The sequence below is a fragment of the Rhizobium sp. AAP116 genome, from assembly GCF_001295785.1.
In the GTDB taxonomy this organism is placed as follows: Bacteria; Pseudomonadota; Alphaproteobacteria; order Rhizobiales; family Rhizobiaceae; genus Allorhizobium.
The window spans coordinates 230,676-256,412 of sequence record NZ_LJIB01000004.1 but is presented as its reverse complement, the minus strand read 5'-3'; the positions used below and the strand labels follow the sequence as shown (position 1 = coordinate 256,412).

Sequence of the window (25,737 nt, the reverse complement as noted above, 5' to 3'; positions counted from 1 at the left end):
ATCAAACCTTCTCGACTTCCGGACGTCCGAGGATGCCGGTGGGCTTGAAGATCAGCACGAATGCCAGAATGCCGAAAGTTGCGACATCCTTGTACGCGATGCTGAAATAGGCGGACCAGAGCGACTCGATCAGACCGATGAGCAGACCACCAAGCACGGCGCCCGGCAGGGAGCCGATGCCGCCAAGAACGGCCGCGGTGAAGGCCTTGACCCCCGGAATGAAGCCGTCGTGGAACGATGCGACACCGTAATACATAAGGTACATCGTACCAGCGACAGCGGCGAGTGCCGCACCCATCACGAAGGTGATGGAGATCGTCTTGTCGACGTCGACGCCGAGCAGCGCCGCCATCTTGCGGTCCTGCTCCGTGGCGCGCTGAGCGCGGCCCAGCGGTGTCTTGTTGACGATGTACCAGAATGCGGCGAGCAGGACGACCGTCACCACGACGATGATCACCTGCTTAAGCGCGATGGTGATATTGCCGAAATGCAGAACATCGCTGACCAGCGGCGGGATCGGCTTGTTGCGCGGACCCTGCGAGATCTGGATGAAATTCGACAGAACGATCGACATGCCGATCGCCGTGATCAACGGCGCGAGGCGAAATGAACCGCGCAGCGGCCGATAGGCGACCCGCTCGATGACCCAGTTCCACAGGCTGGTCATCAGCATCGCAACAACCAACATCACAAACAGGGCGACCGCCACGGGAACGCCAGCAAAGAAGGATGTCAGGACCAAGAATGCGATGAGAGCGGCAAAGCCGCCAAGCATGAAGATATCACCATGGGCAAAGTTGATCATGCCGATGATGCCGTAGACCATCGTATAGCCGATAGCGATAAGGCCATAGATGGAACCAAGAGTCAGCCCGTTGATGAGCTGCTGGGCAAAGTACTCCATATATTATCCCCCGGACGCGCCTTGCTGTTGCGTCTCATTTTGTTATCCCTTGCGGGCATAGGCGTCGGGGGATTCCATATCGCTTTGTCCGAAAATGTGAAGCCAAAAAGGCAGGCGTCAGGCAAAATGTTACTGTTAACAGGTGCTTTGACACGGGAAATGACAGGTCACACAAAAAAGCAGCAGAAAAAGCTTACGAAATCAGCAGGTCACGAGAGCGACCTGCCGTCTATCGGATGGAACTAAAGCAAGCCCATTTATGTCGAAAACGGTTCAGTTTCTCATTCGCGACCCGTTGGCGTCAAAAAGCGACTGAGGCTGCAGTCTGGCCGGCAAGATTTCCCCAAGAATCTCCACTTCCCAGCCGTCGATTTCGTCTGCGATCTCCTTCGGAACGTACCCGATTGCCACCGATACCCCGCTCGGATGGGCAAAGCCGCCCGACGTCACCCAGCCGCGCACCTCCCCCTTGTAGGAGATCGGCTCGTCACCGATGACGTCGGCATCCTTCGCATCGATGATGAAGGTCCGCAGCCGAAGCGTACCGCCAGACAGCTTCTCCTCCATCGCCGCCTGCTTGCCGATGAAGCTTGCTTCCTTCTTGAGCGCGACGAAACGCGACAGCCCGGCTTCCAGCGGCCCATAGAGCGGGCGATACTCGCGCGACCAGCTGCCGAAGCTCTTTTCCAGTCTGAGCGCATTGAGTGCCCTGAGACCGAAGAGCGAGATGTTGAACTCGGCCCCCGCCTCCATCAGCTTGTCGAAGACGTAGCGCTGGTATTCCGGGCGCATCCAGATCTCGTAGCCGAGATCGCCGGTATAGCTGACGCGCCCCAGAATGACCGGCGCCATGCCGAGATCCATTTCGCGGATCGCCATGAACGGCAGAGCCTCGTCAGAGACGTCGAGATGGGTGAGTTTGGCGAGCACATCGCGCGACTTCGGCCCGGCGATCGACAGGCCCACGAGACTGAGGTTCAGCGGTTCGACATCGACGGACCCATCGTCCGGCAGATGGCTCTCGAACCAACGCATGTGATAGTCCTCGGCGATGCCGGACCCGATGACCAGGAAGTCCTCGTCATCGAGATTGGCAACGGTGAAGTCGCCGATCAGCTTGCCGGCGTCGTTCAGCATCGGGGCGAGCGCCATGCGGCCCACCTCCGGCAGCTTGCAGGCGAGCATATGGTCGAGCCAGTCGCGGGACCCCTCCCCGCTCACCATATATTTGGCAAAGCCCGAGGTCTCCATCAGGCCGACGCTGTCTCGCACGGCCCTGGCTTCCCGGCCGACGGCCTCGAAATCGGTCGAGCGGCGCCAGGAGAAGGCGTCCTCGACACCTTCAGGCGCAAACCACAGCGGCGTTTCGAGCCCGTAGGAAGCGCCAAACACGGCACCGGCGCTTTTCAGCTTGTCGTAGATTGGCGTGGTGAGAAGCGGCCGCGCGCCGGGCAGCTCCTCGTTCGGATAGCGGATCGAGAAGCGGCGGGAATAGTTCTCGCGCACCTTGGCATTGGTATAGGCAAGCGTCGCATAATCGCCGTAGCGGCAGACATCCATGGCAAAGACATCAAAGCCCGGATCGCCCTCGATGATCCAGTTGGCAAGCGCCAGCCCCACGCCGCCGCCCTGGGAAAAGCCGGCCATAACGGCGCAGGCCGACCAGTAATTGGTCATGCCGCGCACCGGGCCGACCAGCGGATTACCATCCGGCGAGAAGGTGAAGGGGCCGTTGATGATCTTTTTGATACCGGCATTGTTAAAGGCCGGGAAATGCCGGAAGCCGATTTCAAGCTCATTGGTAATGCGCTCCAGGTCTTCCGCCAAGAGTTCATGGCCGAAGGTCCAGGGCGTCTCGATCGGCGACCAGGGGCGGCAATCCTTTTCATAGGTGCCCATCAGCATGCCATTGCGCTCCTGGCGGATATAGATCTCGCCGTCGAAATCGACGCAGTGCATCAGCTCCTTGCCGGTCGTGTTGTTGAAGTCGATGACCTCGGGCATGTCCTCGGTGATCAGATACATATGCTCCATGGCGAGCACCGGAAGCTCCAGCCCGACCATGCGGCCGACTTCACGTGCCCAGAGACCGGCGGCGTTGACCACATGCTCGGCGCGGATTTCACCCTTGTCGGTGATCACCCGCCAGGTGCCGTCTTCCAGCTGCACCAGATCCTCGACCTTGGTGTGCAGATAGATTTCCGCACCATTCTTCTTGGCCGACTTCGCATAGGCATGCGTGGTGCCGTAAGGGTCGAGATGGCCCTCATGCGGATCAAAGACCGCGCCGACGAACTGCTTCGGGTCGAGAAGCGGCATCATCTCATAGGCTTCCTGTGCCGAAATCAACGTCGCCTCGCCGTTCGCATACTTGCCCTTGGCAAGCAGCGACTTCATCCAGTCAAAGCGCTCCTTCGTGGCCGCCAGCATCAGGCCCGAGGTCATGTGCAAGCCGATGTCCTGGCCGGAATATTCCTCGATCTCCTTGTAGAGCTCGACCGTGTATTTCTGCAGCTTGGCAACGTTCGGATCGCCATTGATCGTGTGCATGCCGCCCGCCGCATGCCAGGTGGAGCCGGAGGTCAGCTCCGAGCGCTCCAGCAGGACGACATCGGTCCAGCCGAACTTGGTCAGGTGATAAAGCACCGAACACCCGACGACACCCCCGCCGATGACGACGACACGCGCATGGCTCTTCATGGAAAAACGCTCCCCTTGGCGGCAATGATTGATCCGACAAAGCTAGATCGCGCGCATGAAAGCCAGAAGACCATGCTGCGACGAAAGATGTCGCATGGGTGATAGCGGGTGTTCTGTGGGCGGCGTGCGAACCGGCCATCGGTACGCCTGACAACTCCGTCGGGAAGCTTGCGAGGCGTTGTCAAATATGACAACATAAGACATGAAAGAGATCTTGTGGTTGAAGCCTGCCCGCAAAGACTTCGAGGCGTTTCCGGCAGGCGCCCGCGAGATCATCGCAACGGCGCTTGTGATCGCAGCGGAGGGCCGAAAGGCCGACATCGCAAAGCCAATGAAGGGCCTGGGCTCAGGCGTTATGGAAATTGCACTGCCTTACCGCTCCGATGCCTATCGCGTCGTTTATGCGGTCCAGATTGGCGACGCGATCTGGGTGGTTCATGCCTTTCAAAAGAAATCCACCAAGGGAATAGCCACACCTCAGAAAGAGGTCGAGGTGATAAAAGCTCGGCTGAAACGCTTGAAGGAAATGATGTCATGAGTGAAGACGATTTCGAAGTCGTGCGCGGCAGCGGCAATATCTTTGCAGACTTCGGTGATCCGGAAGCCGAAACCAAACTTCTGAAAGCAAGGCTTGCAGCCGAAATCATTGGCGTGCTCGACGAGCGCAAGATCACCGTCCGGGAAGCAGAGCGCATGACGGGGGTCGCCGCAGCCGACATATCCCGTGTGCGCAATGCCGATCTGGCAAAGTTCACCCTTGATAGGCTGCTGCGCATCCACCACCGGCTGGCACCCGGGGTAAAGGTAGGGCTGACGTTTTCAGCTCGAGACGGCTCGGACCAGCCGGCTTTGGCCTCCTGAACGGGGCTGGCGATCCCCGACCAGCCTCACCGCCCGCCCGCATTCCCAGGCACCGCCCGCAACGTGAACTCCGTCAGCTCCGCCGGCACGCCGATCCGGAGCGCAAAGCCCGGCCACAGGCCCGTGCCGTTGTTGACATAGAGCTGCAACTCCCCGACCCGGTAGAAGCCGGAGACATAGCCATTGTTGGCCCGGGCGACGATCCGGTCGAGGCCGCGCACCATGCCGCCATGGGTATGGCCGGAAAGTTGCAGCGCAACGCCATGCTTTGCGGCCCGCTCTGCCATGCGCGGCTGGTGGTCGAGAAGGATGACCGGGGCATCGGCAGGCGCGCCATGCAGCGCTCTTCCAAGATCCGGCTCGATGGCACCTGTGAACCGCGCCGAAAGATCCGTCACCCCGGCGATGACAAGCCTGCCCTCCCCGCGCTCGATCACGGCATGCTCGTTTGCCAGGATGCGCATGTTGAGTTCGGGGAAATGCTTGAGCCAGCGGTCGACTTCGAAGAAATATTCGTGATTGCCGGGCACGGTGAGCACACCATTGCGAGCGCTGAGACCCGCAAGCGGCGCGACGTCTTCGCGGCGGATGTCCAGGCTGCCATCGATCAGATCCCCGGTGATGACGATGAGGTCGGCACCGAGCGCATTGGTTTTCTCCACGACGGCGCTGGCCCATTTTCCGGTAAACAGCCGGCTGATATGCAGGTCGGTCAGCTGCACCATCCGATAACCGTCGAACTCTGGGGCCAGTCCGGGAATTGCCACCTCGACACGCTTGATCGGGGGGACGCGAATCGCCTGGCTGATTCCGAAGGCTGCGAGCATTAAAGCCGCAATGCCCATGGTGTAACGGACCTCCGGCGGCACCACAGGAAACGACCAGGTGACGGCAAAGATCAGGATGCTGACGATATCGAGGAGCACCTGCATGGCGGCCAGGAGCACGATCGCCCCGAAGAACAGGTTGAAGGCAATCACCAGCGGTCGTGGAAACTCCGGCGCGAAGACCGATCCGGACGTGAAGCGGCTGAACAGGTGGTATTGCGAGGCCAGCAGCAGAAAGACGGCGAGCGAAAGCTGCACCCACCACGGCCACGGCAGGGGGGCGATGAAGCGCAAGGCCACGATCAGCCACGGCAGGGAGAACATCAGGTGGAACATGCGGGGCGGGATCCTTTGTATCTGAAACGCCGAAACAGCCCCGGCAGTTCACCGAAGGAATGCCATGGTCAGGCCTTCACGCAAACCCCGCCGTCAACGCAAACTCCCGGCCCATCTCGCGCATCTCGTCGAATACAAATCCCGCAAAGCTGCGCATCACGATGATCTCGAACGCATCCTGGCCCGTGCGGGCGAGGTTGGCGGCGACATGGCAAATCTGGCAATTGCTCGACTGGCCGATTTCGAAGAGATCGGCATGCAGGTCAAGCGCCGTGCATTTGGCCAGGATCGACCGCACCTTCGGCCCGTGAATGCGCAGCACCACGCGCCCGTCGCTCTGGTCGACGAAAGAGGCGCGGCTTGCCCCGAACTCGGCAAGCTGCCGCGCGATCGTGTCAGCGGCAACAGTTTCGCTGACGACAAGCCATTCGCCCGGTCCGCAGACGCGGACTGCCACGTCTTCGAGATTGGTCAGCGCCTCGTCGATGTCAGCCTCATGGCCCGGATGGGCAAGCACAGAGAAGACGGACACTGCCCGCAGGATGGCGAGATGATGCGGGTTCGGCGTCGCTTCGAAACCGGAAATGTGGTCCTCGAGCACGTGACTGATGGCATAGGTCACCGGCATGGCAGGATCCTCACAGGTTCAGTTTCTTGTTGTCGGGGTCGTAGAAGACGGGGCTGACGACCTCGGCCACGACTTCCGAGCCGCGCAAACCGTCCCAGACGACGATCTTCTCGCCCAGCCGCTCGCGGCCGGATTTGAGGAAGGCAAGCCCGATCATGTGGCCGAGCGTCGGCGAATGGCAGACGGAGGACACCCAGCCCTGGTCGTTCAGCGTCGACGGCTTGACGTTTTCCTTCAAGAGATGCGCACCAGCAGCGAAGCTCTTGTCGCGATCAACAGGCTTCAGGCCCACAAGCTGCGGCCGATCGGCAGCGGTCAGCCCGAAGCGGCTCGACAAACGCTTACCAATGAAATCGGCCTTCTGCGTCGAGAACATTCGGCCCAGGCCGACATCATCGGGCGTCGTGCGGCCGTCGATTTCGCTATGGGTAATGAAGCCCTTTTCGATACGCAGCACGTTGAGCGCCTCGACGCCGTAAGCGCAAATGCCATGCGGCTTGCCGGCCGCCATGATCGCATCGGCGACCGCCTCGCCGTAATTGGCGGGTACCGCCACTTCAAAGGCGAGTTCGCCGGAGAAGGAAATGCGGAAGAGACGCGCCTTCAAGCCGCCCTTGAGCAGCACCTCGCGGGCCGAGAGGAAAGGGAAGGCTTCGTCGGAGATATCGTCCTCGATGATCTGTTCGAGGATGATCCGCGCCTTGGGACCCGCGACCGACATCTGCGCCCACTGATCGCTGGAGGAGACGAAGCGCACGTCGAGATCCGGCCAGAGAACCTGGGAGCAGAATTCCAGATGCGTCATCACCTCGCCGGCATAGGCCGTTGTCGTTGTCATGAAGAAATGCTCGTCCGAGAACCGGCTCGTCGTGCCGTCGTCGTAGATCATCCCGTCTTCGCGCAGCATCAGCCCGTAGCGCGCCTTGCCGACCGGCAGCTTCAGGAAGGCATTGGAATAGACGCGGTTCAAGAATTCCGCGGCATCCTTGCCGAAGATCTCGATCTTGCCGAGCGTCGAGACATCGCAGATGCCGGCATTGGCGCGGATGTTCAAGACTTCACGGTCGACGGCCTCGCGCCAGGTCTTCTCACCGTCGCGCGGGAACCAGGAGGAGCGATACCAGAGGCCGGATTCGACAAAGACGGCACCGTTTTTCTTCGCCCAGCCATGCAGCGGCGAGGTGCGCACGGGCCGCGAATGTTCACCCCGCGAGGTGCCCGCCATCGCCCCGAAGGAAACGGGTGTGTAGAAGGGCCGGAAGGTGGTGGTGCCGATTTCGGCAGGCGACACGCCACGCATGCCGGCCATGATGCCGATCGTAGCTATATTGCCGAGCTTGCCCTGATCGGTCGCCATGCCGCCGGTCGTGTAGCGCTTGGTGTGCTCGACATGCCCCATGGCCTCGCGCTGGGCAAGGCTCAGGTCCTTCACATGCACGTCGTTCTGGAAATCGACGAAGGCCTTGGATTTGGCGCCCGGCACATACCAGAGCGGCGCGAAGCAGGCATCGAATTCACCCTCGACTTGCGGCACGTCGACCGTGCCGACGAGACGACCGAGATCGCCGATCGCCTCATGCGCCTTGTCTGCACCATCGCGCAAGACAGCAGCAAGTGAAGCATGACCGGCTGCGGAACCGGCGATTCGGAACCCGTGGCCCACATCAGGCGCCAGGAACGCCTGGTGTTCGTCCGACCAGTAAGGCTTGGCGCCACGCTGGCAGGCAAGATGCACGATCGGGCTATAGCCGCCGCTCATCGCCAGCGCATCGCAGGCGATCTCCTCCTGGTGGCCGACGCGTTCGGCGATCAGACCCTTGATCCGGTAAGTGCCCTTAGTGTCGATGACGGAGCCACCACGGATGACCCGCACGCCTGATGGCGCGACATCCGAAGACTGCGCACGCCCGTCGATAACGGCGGCGACACCCACACCGGCAGCGACCAGATCAGCCGCCGTGCGATAACCCGCACCGCCATTGGTGAAGATGGCGACGTTCTGGCCGGCGGCCACGCCATAGCGATTGAGATAGGTGCGCACGGCGCCAGATGTCATCACGCCCGGCTTGTCGTTTCCGCCGAAGACCAGCGGCCGTTCCTCAGCACCCGAAGCGAGGATCGCCCGCTTGGCGACGATGCGCCAGACACGCTCGACCGGAAGCTCACCCGAAGGCTGGGCGACATGCTTCTGCACCTTTTCGACGGCACCGAAGACATTGTCGTCATACCAGCCGAACACGGTGGTGCGCGGCATCAGCGTGACATTGGACAGGCTCTTCAGTTCCTCGACGACGGAGGCAGCATAGTCAGCCGCCGGCACACCGCCGACGGTGACGCGTTCGGAAAGCAGCGAACCACCAAGCCGGAACCCTTCATCCGCCAGAATGACGCGAAGCCCCGCACGCGCCGCAGCCCGCGCCGCCATCAGGCCGGCCGGACCGGCCCCGATCACCAGCAGGTCGCAATGCGCCCAGGCCTTTTCGTAGCGATCGGGATCGGCGATGAACGGCGTCTTGCCCAGGCCAGCGGCTTTCCGGATGATCGGCTCGTAGAGCTTTTCCCAGAAGGCTTTCGGCCACATGAAGGTCTTGTAGTAGAATCCGGCGGATAAGAACGGCGACAACAGGCTGTTGACCGCGCCGATATCGTATTTCAACGACGGCCAGCGGTTCTGGCTCTTGGCTTCCAGCCCCTGATAGAGCTCCGCTACCGTGGCGCGCGTGTTCGGCTCGGTCCGACCGTCCTTGCCGATCGTGACAAGCGCATTCGGCTCGGCCGCGCCCGCCGTCACGATGCCACGCGGGCGGTGATATTTAAACGAGCGCCCGACCAACAACTGATCATTGGCGATCAGGGCCGAGGCCAGCGTGTCGCCCTCATAGCCCGTATAGGTCTGACCATCGAAGGTGAATGACAGCGTGCGGGCACGATTGACCAGCCCGCCGGAGGAAAGCCGGTAACCGGTCATCGCGCGGCCTCCTTCGCGTATTCGCTAGCATCCGTCACGCTATAGACCTCGTGGCTCGAAGCATTGTCGCGCTCGACCACCAGCCAGCGGCGGCAGCCGGCGGTGTGATGCCAGTGCTCGATGATCCGGCCCTTCGGATTGTCGCGGATGAAAACGTAAGCGTTCCAGGCATCGTCAGGCGCACCCGGCGCCGGACGGACCGGGCTCGCGTCACCGCGAATGCTGAACTCTTCCTTGGGACGGACGCCGCAATGCGGACAGGTGATCAGGCTTGCCATGGCGATGTCTCAATGCAGGTTCGGTTGGGGACCCTTGCCGCCTTCGTCGACGGCAAAGCCGCGTTCAAAGCGATCAAGGCGCAAGAGGCGAGCCACGGGATGGGCCTCGTTCTTGGCGATCAGATGGGCAAAGCAGAAGCCCGATGCCGGCGTCGCCTTGAAGCCGCCGTAACACCAGCCGCAATTCAGGTAGAGATTGTCGATCGGCGTGCGGTCGATGATCGGCGAGCCATCCATCGACATGTCCATGGCGCCACCCCAGGACCGCAGCACCCGAACGCGAGAGAGACCGGGGATCAGCGACACGCCCTCCTCGATCGTATGCTCGACAGTCGCGAGATTACCGCGCTGCGCATAGGAGGAATAATAGTCGATATCGGCACCGAAGACCAAGCCGCCCTTGTCGGACTGCGAGATATAGAAGTGTCCGGCGCCATAGGTGATGACGTTGTCGATGACTGGCTTGATGCCCTCCGACACGAAGGCCTGCAGCACATGCGTTTCGATCGGCAGATCGAGCCCCGCCATCTTGCCAGTGACGGAGGTATGGCCGGCGGTCGCCAGCGCCAGCTTGTTGCAGCCGATGAAACCCTTGGTCGTCTCGACGCCGGTCACCTGGCCGAGTTCGTCGCGGCGGATGCCGGTGACTTCGCAATGCTGGATGAGATCGACGCCGCGCTCGTCAGCACCACGCCCGTATCCCCAGGCAACGGCGTCATGGCGGGCCGTACCGCCGCGCTTCTGCAACAGACCGCCCAGGATCGGGAAGCGCGCATGGTCGAAGTTGAGATAGGGCATCATCTGGCGCACCTGCTCGCGGTCGAGCAGTTCGGCGGCCACCCCATGCATCATCATCGCATTGCCGCGCCGTGCATAGGCATCGCGCTGGCCGTCGGTGTGGAAGAGATTGACGATGCCACGCTGCGAAACCATGGCATTGTAGTTGAAGTCCTGCTCGAGGCCTTCCCACAGCTTCATCGACAGCTCGTAGAAGGGCTCATTGCCCTCCAGCATGTAGTTCGAGCGGATGATTGTCGTGTTTCGCCCGACATTGCCGCCACCGAGATAGCCCTTCTCGATGACCGCCACATTGGTGATGCCGAATTCCTTGGCGAGATAATAGGCGGTGGACAGACCATGCCCGCCGCCGCCGACGATGATGACATCGTAATGCGGTTTCGGCTGCGGCTCGCGCCACATCGGCGCCCAGTTCCGGTTGCCGGAAAGCGCCTGGCGGAAGATCGAAAGGGCGGAATAACGCATCGAACAACCTCTGCAAATGTCGCGTCACATTCGCATAGGCGTCATAAAGAGCAAGCGCGATCAGGACAAAATCTATGCTGTTTGAGACATGGAACACAGGTTTGATCGCAGTGCAGCACAGAAACATCACACCCCAGCAAGACCTTGCGACATCGAGCACTTCCAAAGCGTGGGAGACGGGGATAAACCGGAGAGGATGTGATCGGGAGCCCGGTTCAGGTGCGTGACAGGCAGGACATTCTGAAGCTGTTCGAGACGAGCGCGATTGCCGCTGGCCGCGTTATTCTCGACATCTACAAGGCGGGTGCAGGGGTGCGCCTGAAGGGCGACAAGTCTCCGGTGACCGAGGCAGACGAAGCCGCCGAACGCCTGATTCTCGATGCACTTGCCCACGCCTTGCCAGAAGTCCCTGTGGTTGCCGAGGAAGAGGTCGCCGCCGGGCGGATTCCCGATGTCAGTGGCGGGCGTTTCATCCTGGTTGATCCGCTCGATGGCACCCGCGAGTTCATCGGCGGCCATGACGACTTTACCGTCAACATCGCGCTGATCGAAGCCGGCATACCGGTCCTCGGCGTCGTCCACGCGCCAGCACTCAACACGCTTTATCTCGGCGGCGCCGGCAAGGCCGAGAAGCTGAAGCTTGATGAAAATGACACGGTCGTGGCCCGCATGCCGATTGCGGCGCGTTTGAAGGGGGCTTCCCCGTCAGCCCTGGTTTCCCGCTCTCACAATTGCGATGCGACCGACGCCTATATCCGCAAGGCAGAGGTTTTGGAGCGCAAGACCGTCGGCTCCTCGCTCAAGTTCTGCCTGGTGGCCGAGGGCGTCGCCGACCTTTACCCGCGCTTCAGCCCGACCATGGAATGGGACACGGCTGCGGGTGATGCCGTGCTTCGGGCAGCCGGCGGCATGGTTGCGACCGAAGACGGCGCGCCGCTCACCTATGGCAAACGCCTGCCCGGGCTGCGCACCTTCGAAAACCCATCCTTTCTCGCCACCGGACGCCCCTCCGAGCGGGGATGAGTTTCGGAAATTTTCGAGATTTTTCAATGGGGGCATGTGCTTTTCATCCCCCTCCTCTCAGCCTGCCACACACTCTCCGCTTCAACCCCCGCTGCCTCCGGCAGCCGAATGCGAAGGAGAGACCATGCCAGACACGACCCCCAATCTCGCCCTGCCCTTCATCCTGCCGGCGCAGGCCCAGAAGCATGTGACGCACAATGAAGCGCTCCAGCGGCTCGACGCGCTGGTACAACTGGTCGTCGTCGACGATGCAACGAGCCCACCTGCCGATCCAGCCGAAGGGGAGATCTACTGGATCACAGCACCGGAAACCGGTCTTTGGACAGGGCATGCCGGACGACTCGCCCTGTTTCAGGACGGCGTCTGGGTCTTCATCACACCCAGGATCGGCTGGCACGCCATCTTCCGTGACGAGGAACGACTGAAGATTTTCGACGGCACGGACTGGATCGTTCCGCCGCTCGTTGCCGAAGCACGCTTCGAACGCCTGGGAATTGCCGCCGATGCCGATGACCACAACAGGCTCTCTCTGGCTTCACCGGCGACCCTCTTCAACCACGCCGGCGATAGCCATCGCCTGACGATCAACAAGGCTGCTACCCCGGATACGGCAAGCCTGATTTTCCAGTCCAATTGGCAGGGTCGGGCAGAGATGGGCCTTGCCGGAGAGGATCGCTTCTCGCTGAAGGTGAACGGCGACATGACAGGCTGGCGTCAGGCCATGAGCGTCACCCCGGAGGGCTATGTGCGCCACGATCAGCGACCGCTGGCCCGCGCCGCCCTGGCCACGACAACGCTCACACCGACGGCCGGCAGCTTCACCGGCTTTGACGACCTGCACCTCTCGGGCGGCGACATGTCCCTCGGCTCACCGCTCGCCTCCGGCCATGGCCGGCCGCTCGTGGTCGCTGTATCCGGTTACTATCTGCTGTCGCTCAGCATTTCGGCCGTCAGCACCGGCACCCACACGGTCCATCTCAGCCGCAACGGCGACGCCGATATCGCAACCCATGTCGGGGGCGCCGGGACATCGAGCGCGGTCGCTCTGGTTTGGCTCGATGCCGGCGACACCTTGGCGCTTCGCCATCTGGGCACGATCCAGTACCAGTTCGGCTACGGCAAGACCGAGCTCAGCCTCGCCTTTCTCTAAAGATCAAAACGACGAAGGGCGCCGCTTGAAAAGCCGGCGCCCCTTTTCGTCTGTAAAGTATGCGAGTGTCAGAGCAGCCGATAGCGACAGGCGCGCGCCACGGCCTGCATGCGGTTCACCGCCTCAAGCTTGCGCATTGCACTCTTGAGATAGCTGACGACCGTATGGCTGGAAATGTCGAGGATGATGGCGATTTCATCGCTGCTCTTGCCGGCAGCCGACCAGCGAAGACATTCGATCTCGCGTGCCGACAGCTTTTCCTTCGGCCCAAGCCGCGGCACCAGGGCCTCGACGCCCGAATCCAGCAGCTCCATCGCACTCAACTGCAGGGCAGCGATTTCCGGACGCTCGGGCGCATGGTCACGCCCCGAAAAGACGAGCACATACTGGGTCTGGTTGCGGTCGTTCAAGTTGAAGACCAGAGAACCGCCCATCTCAAACTGCTGGAAAAGCGGGGCAAGCGGCTGGCGCGCCTCCGATCCCGGCGTGCCGAGAAACAGATTGTCATGCGTGAAGAGCGGAAGGATAGACTGCTTGATCCGCGCGATCAGCAGGCTGCCGGCATAGACTTCTGCCGCTTCATAGCCGAGGCGCAATTCGTCAGGCCAGGTACAGAGGATCAGATTGGCCGAAAACTCCGGACTATCCGCCTTTGGAACGCGCGCAAGCAGCGTGTTTCGAAAGCCATGGCTGCGACCGAGCGCAGAGAACTCGCGCCCCCATGGGCCGGTGGAGAGCGCTTCGCTCTGAAAAACGGCATCACCGTCACCAAGACCGTGACTGCCCGTCACATCAGTTGGCCTGAACATAAAACTCCTTTCGACCGGACGTTCGTCCGATCGGGATTTCGAATGTTTGTGGACATTGAATCGCTCCATGGGGAACGAGTATCAGCTGGGCCTGTCGCCGGTCTTGCGGCCCCCTACGGAAACCGCGATGCTCGACATCTGCCCTTCCGATCGACGCATCGATCGAGACATCAGTATTGCTGGGGAGCCCAATGCCACAGATCGCTAATGGGCACCAGTCGCAGTCCTCGCATAACTCCTATGCATTTGCCGCAAGTTTAATCAACTTGTCCGAAACGCCACGACTCTCACCCCAGCCCGGTCGCGAAAATTATTATCAAATGCTTACAATGGGCTTAGGCAAATTTTAAAGCATCGGTCCTAGTATGAGGGTGTGTGGTCTTGAGTTTGTATAGAGAGTCCAATGACCGAAATGATCCGCCCACGAGTGAAATATGTCATCGGCCCCGATGGCAGCCCCCTTACGATTGCCGATCTTCCGCCGGCCAATACGCGCCGCTGGGTGATCCGCCGCAAGGCTGAGGTTGTCGCGGCTGTGCGTGGTGGCCTGTTGAGCCTGGAAGAAGCCTGCGAACGCTACACCCTGACGGTCGAGGAATTCCTATCCTGGCAGTCATCGATCAACGATCACGGCCTGCCGGGCCTGCGCACCACCCGAATTCAGCAGTATCGCCATTAGTCCATTTTCGTGCCGGCTCGCCCGGTACACTTCCAATTGCATCAGACCCATACCTGAAACCGGCAAGGCCCAGCCTGCCGGTTTCATGTTTTTTGGGCGACCCGCCCCGCGTTCAAGCCGCTGAGCGCCGCGACCGCTAGGCTGGATCCCGCATAAAACCACAGGCCCGGCTGCGTGAAGGCCTGAGCGAGCCCGCTGGTTTTCGTCGCGAAGATGACGATGGCGACCAGCAACACGTCCATCATCGACCACTTCGACAGCACCGGGACCAACCGCGTGAGCAACCCCTGCCCCGGCTGCACCTCGCCAGCGATATTCTCGGCCGCGAGAAGCAGCAGCTTGATCAGCGGAAAACCGATGGAAACGAGCCCGACCAGAAGCGCGAGCAAGCCGTCTCCGTCGGCATAGAGCGAAACGATCACCTCGATCAGCGAGGCATCGGTGGAGAAGACGTAAAAACTCTCGAACCGCATCAGCGGCAGGCTCACGCCGAGCGCAAACGAGATTGAGGCTCCGACGAGAAGAAGCGCCTTCAACCAGACGACCACAATGGCTCCCTTCCTGACATCGAACACAGCGTATCCGGCAGTTGGCTTCCCGGTCGGCTCTACCCGATGTTAAACAGAACCATCGAAACGGGGCAACAGGAGGCGTCAATGCAGATCACCAGTGAAGAGGCAGGATCGGGTGGACGCTATGTCGGCCGCATCGAGGGCATCAGCAAGCCGGCCGTGATGACGTATTCCCGTGCCTCCGCCAGCCTGATCATCATCGACCATACGGAAGTCCCGGACACCATGCGCGGACAGGGCGCCGGTCAGGCGCTCGCCGAACATGCCGTCGCTGCCGCGCGTGAAGGCGGCTGGAAGATCATCCCGCTCTGCCCGTTCATGAAGGCGCAGATGGACCGGCACCCGGATTGGAACGACGTGCGCAAGTGAGCACCGGTCAGCCGGTGCCCAAGACGAACGAAGGCGGACGCCGGATAACCCGCGCCCGCCTTCCTGTTTGAAATCTCAACCAGACTGAATAGCGTTATTCAGGCCCGGACACGCATCTGGCCATCGCGCTCTTCGAGAGCCGCCGCCTTCTGGTATTCCGCTTCAGCCTCTTCCAACGCCAGTTCTGCCGCTTCCTGCTGGACCTTCAGTTCCCGGATCGAGACCTGGAGATTGTCCGCGCGCTGGCGTGCCGCCTTGGCGAAGGTGGGATAGGCGAAATGATTGGGATCGGTGATGCCCGATTTCTTTTCCTCGATGCCGATCTGAGCTTCTAGCTCCTTCGCCATCCGTTCGAATTCCGACATCATTGACTGCAGCTGCTGCAATTGCCGACGCTTTTCGGTAACCTGAAATCCCTTCAGGCGTACCAGGCTCTCACGCGACTTCATACGCAATACTCCCGTGATGCGAGACCCCCCGCCACACTTGCTACTCAACACGCCCGCCACCGATTCGTCCAAAAAAAGTCCGCGGCGTTAACAAAAAGCTACCTTTGGTAACCTTTCGTTTACGGGCATCGTTAATGATAAGCCCGATCACTTAAGGGTCAGTAAATGCCAGAGCCCGAAAAGAGCTCGTGACAATGATGAGTCAAATGAATCGGTTACAGGGGTTTCCTGAGGCGCTGATTCAGGTGTGGCGATGACCGGAAACACATGAAGAATCAGGAGGCTGATATCTTTGCTTAATAAATTCGATACACCTTGCCAGAGGGAATCAGAATTTGTTAACCAATTGGTGGCAGCCTTCAAATCAGGCAACGACTGGATCCGTATCGCGTAGGGGGCCATCTTGACCTTTCGGCGGCGGTAAAGGGGATAAATATGCGGGTTCTACTCATTGAAGACGATAGCGCAACGGCGCAGAGCATCGAACTGATGCTCAAGTCGGAGAGCTTCAACGTCTACACTACCGATCTCGGCGAAGAAGGTGTCGACCTCGGCAAGCTCTACGATTACGACATCATTCTGCTCGACCTGAACCTGCCTGACATGTCCGGTTATGAGGTGCTGCGTACCCTTCGCCTGTCCAAGGTGAAGACGCCGATCCTGATCCTTTCCGGTATGGCGGGCATTGAAGACAAGGTACGTGGTCTGGGCTTCGGCGCCGACGACTACATGACCAAGCCGTTCCACAAGGACGAGTTGGTTGCCCGCATTCATGCGATCGTCCGCCGCTCGAAGGGCCATGCCCAGTCGATCATCATCACCGGCGAGCTTATCGTGAACCTGGACGCCAAGACTGTCGAAGTCGGCGGTCAGCGCGTTCACCTGACGGGCAAGGAATACCAGATGCTGGAGCTTCTTTCGCTCCGCAAGGGTACCACGCTCACCAAGGAAATGTTCCTCAACCACCTCTATGGTGGCATGGACGAGCCGGAACTGAAGATCATCGACGTCTTCATCTGCAAGCTGCGCAAGAAGCTCGCAAACGCTGCCGGTGGCGCCAACTACATCGAAACCGTCTGGGGTCGTGGCTATGTACTGCGCGAGCCGGATGGTGCGGAATACATGGAAACGGCGTAAGCCCATTTCCACTTCTTCAAAGAGGCCCGCGTCGATGACGCGGGCTTCTTGCATTTTGGAGCCGCGAAACGAGGGCTTCCCCGGCACTGGTCAAGCAAACACAAAAAAGGCGGCGCTCTGGGCACCGCCTTTGTCACACATGTCGTCGTTTAGCCCCGGCAGGGGAAATCAGGCAGCGATTGCCTTGTCGCCGAAGGTCTTCGTGAGGATCTCGCGATCGAAGGGCTTCAGGAGGAAGTCGCTGGCACCCGCCCGCTTCCCGGCCATCATCACCTTCAGCTCGGCTTCCACCACGCAGTAGTAGATCTTGACCGCCTTGCCTTCCGGCAGCGCACGGACATTGGAGATCAAATCGAGGGCATCACTCATCCCGGCATCGACGATCATCACATCGGGAAGCTCGCGTTCGCAGCGCGAAAGCGCCTCGCGACCGGACGCCGCTTCCGTCACCTGGTAGCCGAGTTCCGACAGGATCTTCTTGCCGACCTTGCGAACGATGTCGGACCCATCTGCGATCATCAGGCGCTTCATGGTGAACTCCCCTCCCCAGATACGGGGGATCTGAAATGTAATGGATACCTTAACGGGCCGCGCCTAAGGAAAGGTTACCGGTTGCAGCACTTGCGCGTCCCGAAGCGGGACGGTTCAGCTCACGACCTCGGCGGTGAATGCGATCTCGCCTTCACTCGGCACGCATTTCAGCTCCATGCTGCATTCATCCGCGAGCAGCACCGTGTAATAGGGCTGGATGGTATGGGCATCGACTGCCTCTTCGAGATGACCCGACAGGATTTCCTGATACTTCGGCGGCACCCGCAGCATGCGCCCCTTGGCAACGATCTTGAACTTGGCGTCCGTCTCAGGGTTTTCCAGCGTGATGTCGAGCGAGCCGCCACGCGGAATGGCACCATAGGCGACCAGGAAGAGGTTGAGCAGCAGCTTCACCCGGTTCTTAGGGATGATCGCGCGCGGTCCGCTCCAGCTCACCTCGGTCTTCTTCTCGGCCTGGGCAAAATCCTTTGCTGCCTTTTCCGCCTCGCCGGTATCGATCGAAGCACCGACCGAGCCCGAAGCACCGAAGGCAAGTCGGGCGAATTTCAGCCGTACCGAGGCGTTGAGCGCGCTGGTCCGGATCAGATCCATCGCATCGGCATCGGCGCCGCCTTCGTCAAGCAGTTCCAGGCCGTTGTTGATCGCTCCAACCGGCGAGATCACGTCATGGCAGACACGGCTGCAGAGCAGCGCAGCAAGATCGGGGCCTGCAAGCGTGAGATTAGGATTCTTCGCCATGGTCTTCTCCAGAAGATGTGGACCCTCGAAGCAACAGTCGGACACACGTCCGCTGGCTACGACTTGGTCGGATACCGTTCGGCCATAATGACACCATATTTGGTAAACCGATTATTAAGACGATGCTCGCTAGGTTTAATTACCCCCAAGGAAGACGCCGAATCCGTCGGCTTCGCATTTAGGAGGCACTATGCGTCACCTGCCCCACTGCTCCCTGCCACTGCTGCGGTCGCTGGCCGTCGCCATTCTGGCAACGATCAGCCTCGTTTCGGCTCTGCGCCCCGCCCATGCTGCCGGCGAATACTCGATCCAGGAAGTGGTCGACGCAGGCCACGGCTTCTTCGGCGAGACCAGTGGAGCGCTCGCCAAGGTGATCGAGCAGGCCTTCGAGCAGAATGGCCTTCCGAACGGCTATATTCTGGGCCAGGAAGGCTCAGGCGCCCTCATTGCCGGCCTGACCTATGGCGAAGGCACGCTCTACACCAAGAATGTCGGTCAGCACGACGTCTTCTGGCAAGGCCCCTCCCTCGGCCTCGACTACGGCGGCAACGGCACCCGCACCATGATGCTGGTCTATGACCTGCCGGATGTCGACACGCTCTATGCCCGCTATGGCGGCGTGAGCGGCTCGGCCTATATCGTCGCCGGCGTCGGCATGACGGTATTGAAGAGCCGTGACGTGGTCCTGGTGCCGATTCGCACCGGCATCGGCGCACGCCTCGGCATCAATGTCGGCTATCTGAAGCTGACCCGCACACCCACCTGGAACCCTTTCTGAACCGTCTCGCCTTAATCCTTAAGGCTGAAGCAAGCTCGATCTGTTCTGTCGTTAGCCATATTGGTGTAAGGACATGGCTCGTCAGGCTGTTCTGCTTGCCGGGCGACACTCTGCATGCTTAACTATCTGCTAATGCTTCCCTAGTGCTGTGGCGCCGTCGTGATTGAATATACCCTGATATTCGCAATGGGATTTATGGCGGCAGCGCTGCTGGTGATGCTGGTTGCCCCGGCCGTGCATCAGCGCGTGGTGCGCTATACGGAAAACCGTCTGAAGGCCACCATGCCGCTCAGCCCGCAGGAGATCCGCGCCCAGAAGGACATGGTGCGCGCACTCTATGCCGCAGAAAACGCCAAAACCCAGCATGATCTGACCCGCGAGCGCGAAAAGACCATTGGCCTGACGCTGAAGAACGAGACACTCAGCGGCGACGCAGCACACCTCGTCGCAGAGACGAAGGAGCTCAAGGTCCAGATAGAAGACATGAGCACGGAAGCTGCCGACCTGCGCTCGCGTCTGCGTCGGGGCGACGTGGAAATGTCGACGATGCGCGAAACCTTGAAGCGGGTGGAAATCGCCGCAGCCGCCAAGGATATTGAGCTCGAGGACCGTGCCCATCGCATTGCCCGCCTGATCAGTGACATCGACACCATGCGCATCGAAGCCATGAGCCGCGACACCGAGATCGACACGCTGAAGACACGCATTCAAGGGATGCGCGACGAACGGGAAGACTTGCGGCGGGAAAACAAGCTGCTCGGCAAGCGCGCCAAGGATGCGGAACTGCGCCTGGCTCAGGAAGAGCACAAGGTTCTGCGCCTCGAAGACGTGCTGGCCCGGGATGCAGCGGAAAGAGCCGACGCAAGTTCTCTCGTAGAGCGCCGCACACGCGAACTTCGCGATCTCCGCGCCAAGCTGAAGACGGCCAATGCCCAGCTCCGCGAAGCCCAGCGCGCCCTTCGGGAAGCCGGCATCGCGATACCCGACGCCAAGGATACGCCGATGCCCGAAGACGAGATCGCCAATTCCAACCTCGCGACCGATACGACCGCGCTGGAGTACGATATTCGGCGGAGCCAGACGGCCCTGACCGAGCGCCTGTTGAAGGTGAAGGCCTCGACCGAAGACGATGCAATGCGTGAAGAACTCGGTGATATCGCCGCCAAGATGATCGTTCTGACGGCCGCCCGTGAAGGCGAGCAGAGCGTCATCACAGACTTCGTCTCGCCGCAATCAAAGAGCGGGGACAAGCCGAAGAGCCTGGTCGACCGGGTACTCGCCATGGACCCGTCGATCGGTCGTGGCGCAGGCATGGCGACGCCAGCCGAATAGGCCGACTGGCTCGGCGATCCGAACCCGCAGTCCAGAACCCGGGATTAGCCGAGGCGTCCCATGGCGCGCGCGATGGCGTAGAGGGCAATGCCGCTGGCCGTGCCGACATTCAGGCTGTCGAGACCCGGGGCCTGGGCGATGCGGGCCGACCGGAAACGATTGAGGATTGCAGCCGGAAGCCCCTCCCCCTCCGTTCCCATCACCAGCGCCACGCGCCGGCCCGGCGCAACCGCGCCGATTTCGACCTCACCGGCAGGCGACAGAGCCCAGATTTCGAATCCAGCCGTGGCAAGTGCCCCGAGCACCTCTTCGGCGCTCCCCTGCCGGGCATAGGGAACCGTCAGAACCGAGCCGACAGAAACACGCAATGCCTTGCGATAGAGTGGATCGCAGCAGGTCTCGTCGAGGAGGACGGCATCCGCAGTGAAACCCGCCGCATTGCGGAACAGGGCACCGATATTGTCGTGGTTCGAGATGCCGCACCCGACCAGCGCCAGAGAGCTTTCCGGCAGACCGGCGACCAGATCGTTCAGTTCGGGTGGTGCAGAACGGCTGCCAAGCGCGAGAACCCCGCGATGCAGGTGGAAACCGGCGATCGCATCGAGAACCGCAGCCTCGGCCACGTATACCGGGATATCCTTGGGGAAACGCTCGATCAGATCGGAAAGGCCAGCGACCCTGTTCTTCAGGAGCAGTAGCTTTTCCGCCCGCACCGATCCGAAACCGGCATGCGCCTTGGCCAGCATCGAGAGCACCACCGTGCCCTCGGCGACGAATTGACCGTGACGTCCAGTCAGGTCGCGTTCGCGGATCGAGGTGAACTCGGCGATCCTCAAATCGCCGGGATCGGTGATCTCGATGAGGCGCCCCGGCTCCACGCCTGCCTCAGTTGCTGCCAAGTGTGACGTCGGCAATGATGCGGCCGAGCGGCAGATCGAAGACGAAGGCCTTGCGCGCGCCATCAGCCGTTTCGCCGTAGATCAGCATCTGGCTGCCGGACAGCGAGGTCTGCACGACGCGGAAGCCGGCCGGCAGGTTGGCGGTCAGGCTGAGCGGCTGATCGGATGGGACCGCGAAAGGCTGCGACGTCGTGGCTACGGGCTCCGCCCCGCCTTCGTCACGCGTCAGCTTGTAGACGATCGATACGAGCACCGCGAGGAAGAGCACGGCCATGATGCCGCCCGAGATCAGCTGCAGCTTGACCATCTTGCGGCGCACACCTTCCATGACGGGATCAAGCGGCTTATCTTCCGGGTTCTCGTCGTCGATATGAGCCATGGCAGCAGTCGTTTCCAATCCAAGTTCGCGCTGATTTGGATGCCTTCCCCGATGCGAACGAGCCGGAGAAAATTGCCGGGTCTACCGGCTGTCGATTGTCGAAGACCCCGGTCTGTGCCAAATGGCAGCGACAAAGGCCGAGACCCTGGCCGCCGTAAGACGGGATGACATGATGACCGACCCCTTTAACGAAGCCGCCGCATCAAGGAAAGAGCTGATTGCTGAGGATGATGCCTCAGGCCGCATCGACGCCTGGCTGACGGCGGCGCTCGGTCAGGAGTTTTCCCGCAACCGGGTGAAGGCGCTGATCGAACAGGGGGCGGTGCAGCTCAATGGCAATCTGCTCGACAGTCCGAACCGCAAGATCAAGCCGGGCGACAGCGTCGTCATCGACCTGCCCGAGCCGGAGGATCCGCAGCCGAAGGGCGAGAACATCCCGCTCGAGGTCCTCTACGAGGATAAGGACCTGATCGTGATCGCCAAGCCGCCGGGTCTCGTGGTCCATCCGGGCGCCGGCAACTGGCATGGCACGCTGGTCAATGCGCTGATCTATCATTGCGGCGACACGCTCTCGGGCATCGGCGGCGTCAAGCGCCCGGGCATCGTCCACCGCCTCGACAAGGACACGTCGGGCGTGATGGTCGTTGCCAAGAACGATATCGCCCACCGCCACCTTGCCGACCAGTTCGCCGACCATGGCCGCACCGGTCCGCTGGAGCGCGCCTACCGCGCCGTGGTCTGGGGTCGCCCTCGTACGCTTGCCGGCACGATCGATGCGGCGCTGGGCCGCTCTGGCGCCGACCGCACCAAGCGGACGGTCAAGCGCGAGGACACCGACGACGCCCGCGAGGCGATCACCCACTATACCGTGCTCGAACGCTATGGTGAAAAGCCGGACGCCACCTGCCTTGCCTCACTGGTCGAGTGCCGCCTGGAAACGGGCCGCACCCATCAGATCCGCGTGCACATGGCCCATATCGGCAATCCGCTGGTTGGCGACCAGGAATATGGCGCCGCCTTCAAGACCAAGGCGAACCTCCTGCCCGAGGACGCCAAGCGCGCCGTCAACAAGTTCCACCGCCAGGCTCTGCATGCTTACCTGCTTGCCTTCGCGCATCCGACCACAGGCAAAACCATGCGCTTCGAAGCCCCGATCCCGGCGGACCTGCAGAAGGTGATCGATGCGCTGAAGGCGATGTGACACCCTGACGCTCTGATCCTGCCCGTTCTCTATCGATTGACACTCCGTCACGGCCTCGTGACGGAACACAAATCTTGTATCGCCGTTTTGCCATACTTATCTGTCATACGGATTTCTGTGGGATAGAGAGATCCACGGAGGTGGGGCTCGCCGGAATTGGGAGCCCGCGAAGAAAGAGGGGTGCTATATGGCCCGCAGTAGTTTGCCATCGATCACAGCCGGAGAAGCCGGCCTTAACCGTTACCTGGACGAGATCCGCAAGTTCCCGATGCTGGAACCCCAGGAAGAATACATGCTTGCCAAGCGTTATGCCGAACACGGCGACCGTGACGCGGCGCACCGGATGGTCACAAGCCACCTGCGCCTGGTCGCGAAGATCGCCATGGGCTATCGCGGCTACGGCCTGCCGATCGGCGAAGTCGTATCGGAAGGCAATGTCGGCCTGATGCAGGCCGTCAAGAAGTTCGACCCCGAGCGTGGCTTCCGCCTGGCGACCTATGCCATGTGGTGGATCAAGGCCTCGATCCAGGAATACATCCTGCGCTCCTGGTCGCTGGTGAAGATGGGCACCACCGCCAACCAGAAACGCCTGTTCTTCAACCTGCGCCGCCTCAAGGGCAAGATCCAGGCGATCGAGGAAGGCGACCTGAAGCCCGACCAGGTCACCGAGATCGCGACCAAGCTGAAGGTGTCCGAGGAGGAGGTCATTTCGATGAACCGCCGCCTCTCCGGCGACGCATCGCTGAATGCACCCTTGCGCGCCGCCGAAGGCGAAAGCGGCCAGTGGCAGGATTGGCTCGTCGACGACCACGAAAGCCAGGAGGCAGTCCTAATCGAACAGGACGAGCTCGAAACCCGCCGCAGCATGCTGAAGCGGGCCATGAGCGTGTTGAACGACCGCGAACGCCGCATCTTCGAAGCTCGCCGCCTCGCCGATGATCCGGTCACGCTGGAAGAACTCTCCACCGAGTTCGACATCAGCCGCGAACGCGTCCGCCAGATCGAGGTCCGCGCCTTCGAAAAGGTCCAGGAAGCCGTCCAGAAGGACGCTCTGGAGCGCGCCAAGGCCTTGCGGGTGGTCGAGGCTTAAAGAGCCTGCAGCCCCTGCAATAGCTGTTCAAGCCGTCCGGGCAACCGGGCGGCTTTTCCTTTGTGGGTGGCCGATTGTTACTCCGATGCCAGTTGCTGCCGCGAGAAGACTGCAAGTCCAAGCCCCGTCAGGACGCAGAACCAGCCGAAAAGCACCGCGGCGCCGATCATTGCCGCAACGGGCGTCCCTCCCGCGAGCAACCAGTCCCGCAAGTCCTGAGCCGCGTAGCCCGGCAATGGCAACCGATCGGCATCCGCTCCCAGATAGAGTTGGAGCAGTGTCGAACCGATCGCCAGCAGAAAGCCCGGGATAACGGCCGCAATCATCGACCGAAAGGCAACCACGAGCAGGGCAGCGAGCGACGCCAGAACCGCAAGTTCAAGAAATGCGATCCCGAATGCCGCCACCAGCGCAATGAGCGAGGACGCCGAGATGTCGAGACCTTGCCCTTGCAAGACACCAAACAGCATGGTCAGCACAATATCGCCGACAGCAGCCAGCAACAGAGCGAATGCGAGCCACGCAAGGCAAACGAGCAGCTTCGCTGCGAAGAGCTGCACGCGCGAATGCCTGGGCACCAGCAGCCGCCAGGTGGAATAGCGATATTCGAGAAAGAAGACCGTGGCGATCCCGAGCGCGAAGAGCAGGTGGCCGAGCGAGTTTCCAGAGAGACTGAGGCTCTTCGCCGCCGACAGGAACACATCGACATCGCCGGACTGCCGCCCCATGCGCAGATAGATGAAGCCCGCGATGACCAGCTTGACCAGAAGTGCCGCGACCGGCACGGCCAGGAAGCCCCAGAAGAGTATGCCCGGCTGACGGACAAGCTTGAGCATTTCGGCAGAGAGAAGCGGGTTCAAGAGCGCACCTCCCGCGTCTCTGACAGGAAGACGGTTTCCAGATCCGGCTTGATCCACTTGGCCTCGTGAATGCGAACACCGGCATTGGCGAGCGACAGGATGAGTTTGGGTACCTCCGTCCGTTCGATCCGCACGTAAACGCCGCCGTCCGCTTCCTCGGCCTCTTCGCCGAGACGGGCAAGCACCGCATCCGGCGCGTCCACTTTCAACCAGAAGCGACCGTCACGATCAAGGAGGTCGGCAACCGCACCTTCGGCGACCAGCGCCCCCCGCCGGAGGATCGCCACCCGGTCGCAAACCCGCTCCACCTCGTCCAGCAGATGACTGGAAAGAAGCACAGTCAGGCCATCGCGATGCGCCAGTTCGTGGACAAGGGCCCGCATCTCCAGAATGCCATCGGGATCGAGCCCGTTGATCGGCTCGTCAAGGACGAGCGCCTCGGGCTGCCCGATCAACGCACAGCCGATGCCGAGCCGCTGCTTCATGCCAAGCGAAAAGCCGGAGACGGCTTTATCAGCCGCCTTTTCAAGTCCAATGCGCCGCAAGATCGGCTCCACAAGCGTTGCGGTACCCGTGGCGCCCGCCAACATCCGCAAATGCTCTCGGGCCGTCAGGAAGGGGTAGAAGCTCGGCGATTCGATCAACATGCCGAGACGGCTGCGCTGGGCGGGGCAAGCCGGCTCGCCGAAGATCCGGATCTCGCCGCGATCGGGCCTGACCAATCCGGCGAGAATGCGCAGGAGCGTACTCTTGCCCGCGCCGTTCGGACCGAGCAGGCCATAGACGACACCTCGGGGGATGGAAAGGCTCAAATCATCGAGCGCCTTGATGACCCCGCTTCCACGCCCGAAACCCTTGCTGACGGCCAGGAAGGCAATGGCCGGATCACCGCCCGGATCGGCAAAGGGAATCGTCGACACTCGCTGCGCCTGTACTGACATCACGTCGTCCCTGC

27 protein-coding genes are annotated in these 25,737 nt (G+C 61.3%); 11 read left to right on the top strand and 16 right to left on the bottom strand.

Annotated elements, in window-relative coordinates; translation table 11 throughout:
- Position 1 precedes the first annotated feature (1 nt).
- Positions 2–904: a branched-chain amino acid ABC transporter permease gene (locus IP85_RS03940; protein WP_054148351.1), complete on the bottom strand. Its 903-nt coding sequence runs from the start codon at positions 902–904 to the stop codon at positions 2–4.
- A 273-nt stretch (positions 905–1,177) separates the two neighbouring features.
- On the bottom strand, positions 1,178–3,604 hold the full coding sequence (locus IP85_RS03935) for an FAD-dependent oxidoreductase (RefSeq protein WP_054148350.1): 2,427 nt from the start codon (positions 3,602–3,604) through the stop codon (positions 1,178–1,180).
- Between the two features lie 220 nt (positions 3,605–3,824).
- Between IP85_RS03935 and IP85_RS03930 the strand changes: the two genes are divergently transcribed.
- Both IP85_RS03930 and IP85_RS03925 read left to right on the top strand, forming a co-directional pair.
- Entirely contained in the window at positions 3,825–4,142 is a 318-nt protein-coding gene (locus tag IP85_RS03930; protein ID WP_236759289.1) for a type II toxin-antitoxin system RelE/ParE family toxin, read from the top strand.
- Positions 4,139–4,465: an XRE family transcriptional regulator gene (locus IP85_RS03925; protein ID WP_054148348.1), complete on the top strand. Its 327-nt coding sequence runs from the start codon at positions 4,139–4,141 to the stop codon at positions 4,463–4,465. Before IP85_RS03930 ends, IP85_RS03925 begins: the two co-directional genes overlap by 4 nt.
- A gap of 26 nt (positions 4,466–4,491) precedes the next feature.
- Here IP85_RS03925 and IP85_RS03920 read toward each other — a convergent pair whose 3' ends face one another.
- The 5 genes from IP85_RS03920 to IP85_RS03900 form a co-directional block, all read right to left on the bottom strand.
- Positions 4,492–5,628 (bottom strand): metallophosphoesterase, encoded by a 1,137-nt coding sequence (locus IP85_RS03920; RefSeq protein ID WP_054148347.1) that lies wholly within the window; start codon positions 5,626–5,628, stop codon positions 4,492–4,494.
- A 76-nt stretch (positions 5,629–5,704) separates the two neighbouring features.
- A complete protein-coding gene (locus tag IP85_RS03915; protein ID WP_054148346.1) occupies positions 5,705–6,256 on the bottom strand; it encodes a sarcosine oxidase subunit gamma family protein in 552 nt (183 codons plus the stop codon).
- Positions 6,257–6,266: 10 nt separating this feature from the next.
- Entirely contained in the window at positions 6,267–9,224 is a 2,958-nt protein-coding gene (locus tag IP85_RS03910) for a sarcosine oxidase subunit alpha family protein (protein ID WP_054148345.1), read from the bottom strand.
- Positions 9,221–9,502, bottom strand: coding sequence for a sarcosine oxidase subunit delta (locus tag IP85_RS03905; RefSeq protein ID WP_054148344.1), 282 nt, complete (start codon positions 9,500–9,502; stop codon positions 9,221–9,223). The genes IP85_RS03910 and IP85_RS03905 overlap by 4 nt, the downstream gene beginning before the upstream one ends.
- 9 nt (positions 9,503–9,511) lie before the next feature.
- The gene (locus IP85_RS03900; protein ID WP_054148343.1) at positions 9,512–10,765 is read right to left on the bottom strand and encodes a sarcosine oxidase subunit beta family protein; all 1,254 of its coding nucleotides are present in this window, start codon (positions 10,763–10,765) and stop codon (positions 9,512–9,514) included.
- A 219-nt stretch (positions 10,766–10,984) separates the two neighbouring features.
- Here IP85_RS03900 and cysQ point away from each other — a divergent pair, with 219 nt between their 5' ends.
- Positions 10,985–11,788, top strand: a complete 804-nt coding sequence (cysQ, locus tag IP85_RS03895) for a 3'(2'),5'-bisphosphate nucleotidase CysQ (protein WP_082347582.1) — start codon at positions 10,985–10,987, stop codon at positions 11,786–11,788.
- A 124-nt stretch (positions 11,789–11,912) separates the two neighbouring features.
- Positions 11,913–12,938, top strand: coding sequence for a DUF2793 domain-containing protein (locus IP85_RS03890; RefSeq protein WP_054148342.1), 1,026 nt, complete (start codon positions 11,913–11,915; stop codon positions 12,936–12,938).
- Positions 12,939–13,006: 68 nt separating this feature from the next.
- Here the strand turns inward: IP85_RS03890 and IP85_RS03885 are convergent, their stop codons facing one another.
- Positions 13,007–13,747 (bottom strand): helix-turn-helix transcriptional regulator, encoded by a 741-nt coding sequence (locus IP85_RS03885; protein ID WP_054148341.1) that lies wholly within the window; start codon positions 13,745–13,747, stop codon positions 13,007–13,009.
- A 403-nt stretch (positions 13,748–14,150) separates the two neighbouring features.
- Here IP85_RS03885 and IP85_RS03880 point away from each other — a divergent pair, with 403 nt between their 5' ends.
- Entirely contained in the window at positions 14,151–14,426 is a 276-nt protein-coding gene (locus IP85_RS03880) for a DUF1153 domain-containing protein (RefSeq protein WP_006725852.1), read from the top strand.
- An 83-nt stretch (positions 14,427–14,509) separates the two neighbouring features.
- Here IP85_RS03880 and IP85_RS03875 read toward each other — a convergent pair whose 3' ends face one another.
- Positions 14,510–15,001 carry a paraquat-inducible protein A gene (locus tag IP85_RS03875; protein WP_082347573.1) on the bottom strand — a complete coding sequence of 164 codons (492 nt, stop codon included), beginning with the start codon at positions 14,999–15,001 and terminating at the stop codon, positions 14,510–14,512.
- Positions 15,002–15,082: 81 nt separating this feature from the next.
- On the opposite strand from IP85_RS03875, the gene IP85_RS03870 reads away from it, so the two are divergent.
- A complete protein-coding gene (locus tag IP85_RS03870; protein WP_054148340.1) occupies positions 15,083–15,367 on the top strand; it encodes a GNAT family N-acetyltransferase in 285 nt (94 codons plus the stop codon).
- 98 nt (positions 15,368–15,465) lie between these two features.
- On the opposite strand, the gene IP85_RS03865 is transcribed toward IP85_RS03870, so the two are convergent.
- On the bottom strand, positions 15,466–15,816 hold the full coding sequence (locus tag IP85_RS03865) for a hypothetical protein (protein WP_054148339.1): 351 nt from the start codon (positions 15,814–15,816) through the stop codon (positions 15,466–15,468).
- Positions 15,817–16,251: 435 nt separating this feature from the next.
- Between IP85_RS03865 and ctrA the strand changes: the two genes are divergently transcribed.
- Positions 16,252–16,953, top strand: a complete 702-nt coding sequence (gene ctrA, locus IP85_RS03860) for a cell cycle two-component system response regulator CtrA (RefSeq protein WP_054148338.1) — start codon at positions 16,252–16,254, stop codon at positions 16,951–16,953.
- A 168-nt stretch (positions 16,954–17,121) separates the two neighbouring features.
- Here ctrA and IP85_RS03855 read toward each other — a convergent pair whose 3' ends face one another.
- On the bottom strand, positions 17,122–17,484 hold the full coding sequence (locus tag IP85_RS03855; RefSeq protein WP_054148337.1) for a response regulator: 363 nt from the start codon (positions 17,482–17,484) through the stop codon (positions 17,122–17,124).
- A 114-nt stretch (positions 17,485–17,598) separates the two neighbouring features.
- Positions 17,599–18,243, bottom strand: coding sequence for a histidine phosphotransferase family protein (locus IP85_RS03850; protein WP_054148336.1), 645 nt, complete (start codon positions 18,241–18,243; stop codon positions 17,599–17,601).
- Positions 18,244–18,433: 190 nt separating this feature from the next.
- Here IP85_RS03850 and IP85_RS03845 point away from each other — a divergent pair, with 190 nt between their 5' ends.
- Both IP85_RS03845 and IP85_RS03840 read left to right on the top strand, forming a co-directional pair.
- On the top strand, positions 18,434–19,021 hold the full coding sequence (locus IP85_RS03845) for an EipA family protein (protein ID WP_054148335.1): 588 nt from the start codon (positions 18,434–18,436) through the stop codon (positions 19,019–19,021).
- Between the two features lie 186 nt (positions 19,022–19,207).
- On the top strand, positions 19,208–20,353 hold the full coding sequence (locus tag IP85_RS03840; RefSeq protein ID WP_245280795.1) for a hypothetical protein: 1,146 nt from the start codon (positions 19,208–19,210) through the stop codon (positions 20,351–20,353).
- A gap of 44 nt (positions 20,354–20,397) precedes the next feature.
- Here IP85_RS03840 and IP85_RS03835 read toward each other — a convergent pair whose 3' ends face one another.
- Both IP85_RS03835 and IP85_RS03830 read right to left on the bottom strand, forming a co-directional pair.
- Entirely contained in the window at positions 20,398–21,252 is an 855-nt protein-coding gene (locus IP85_RS03835) for an RNA methyltransferase (RefSeq protein ID WP_054148334.1), read from the bottom strand.
- Complete coding sequence (locus IP85_RS03830; protein WP_054148333.1) at positions 21,239–21,631, bottom strand: hypothetical protein; 393 nt, start codon at positions 21,629–21,631, stop codon at positions 21,239–21,241. Before IP85_RS03830 ends, IP85_RS03835 begins: the two co-directional genes overlap by 14 nt.
- A 172-nt stretch (positions 21,632–21,803) precedes the next feature.
- Here IP85_RS03830 and IP85_RS03825 point away from each other — a divergent pair, with 172 nt between their 5' ends.
- Positions 21,804–22,832 (top strand): RluA family pseudouridine synthase, encoded by a 1,029-nt coding sequence (locus IP85_RS03825; protein ID WP_054148524.1) that lies wholly within the window; start codon positions 21,804–21,806, stop codon positions 22,830–22,832.
- A 187-nt stretch (positions 22,833–23,019) separates the two neighbouring features.
- Entirely contained in the window at positions 23,020–23,922 is a 903-nt protein-coding gene (gene rpoH / locus IP85_RS03820) for an RNA polymerase sigma factor RpoH (protein WP_054148332.1), read from the top strand.
- A 77-nt stretch (positions 23,923–23,999) separates the two neighbouring features.
- Here the strand turns inward: rpoH and IP85_RS03815 are convergent, their stop codons facing one another.
- Together IP85_RS03815 and IP85_RS03810 are read right to left on the bottom strand one after the other, a co-directional pair.
- Positions 24,000–24,782, bottom strand: coding sequence for an ABC transporter permease (locus IP85_RS03815; protein ID WP_054148331.1), 783 nt, complete (start codon positions 24,780–24,782; stop codon positions 24,000–24,002).
- The gene (locus tag IP85_RS03810) at positions 24,779–25,723 is read right to left on the bottom strand and encodes an ABC transporter ATP-binding protein (protein ID WP_082347572.1); all 945 of its coding nucleotides are present in this window, start codon (positions 25,721–25,723) and stop codon (positions 24,779–24,781) included. Before IP85_RS03810 ends, IP85_RS03815 begins: the two co-directional genes overlap by 4 nt.
- Positions 25,724–25,737: the final 14 nt, after the last annotated feature.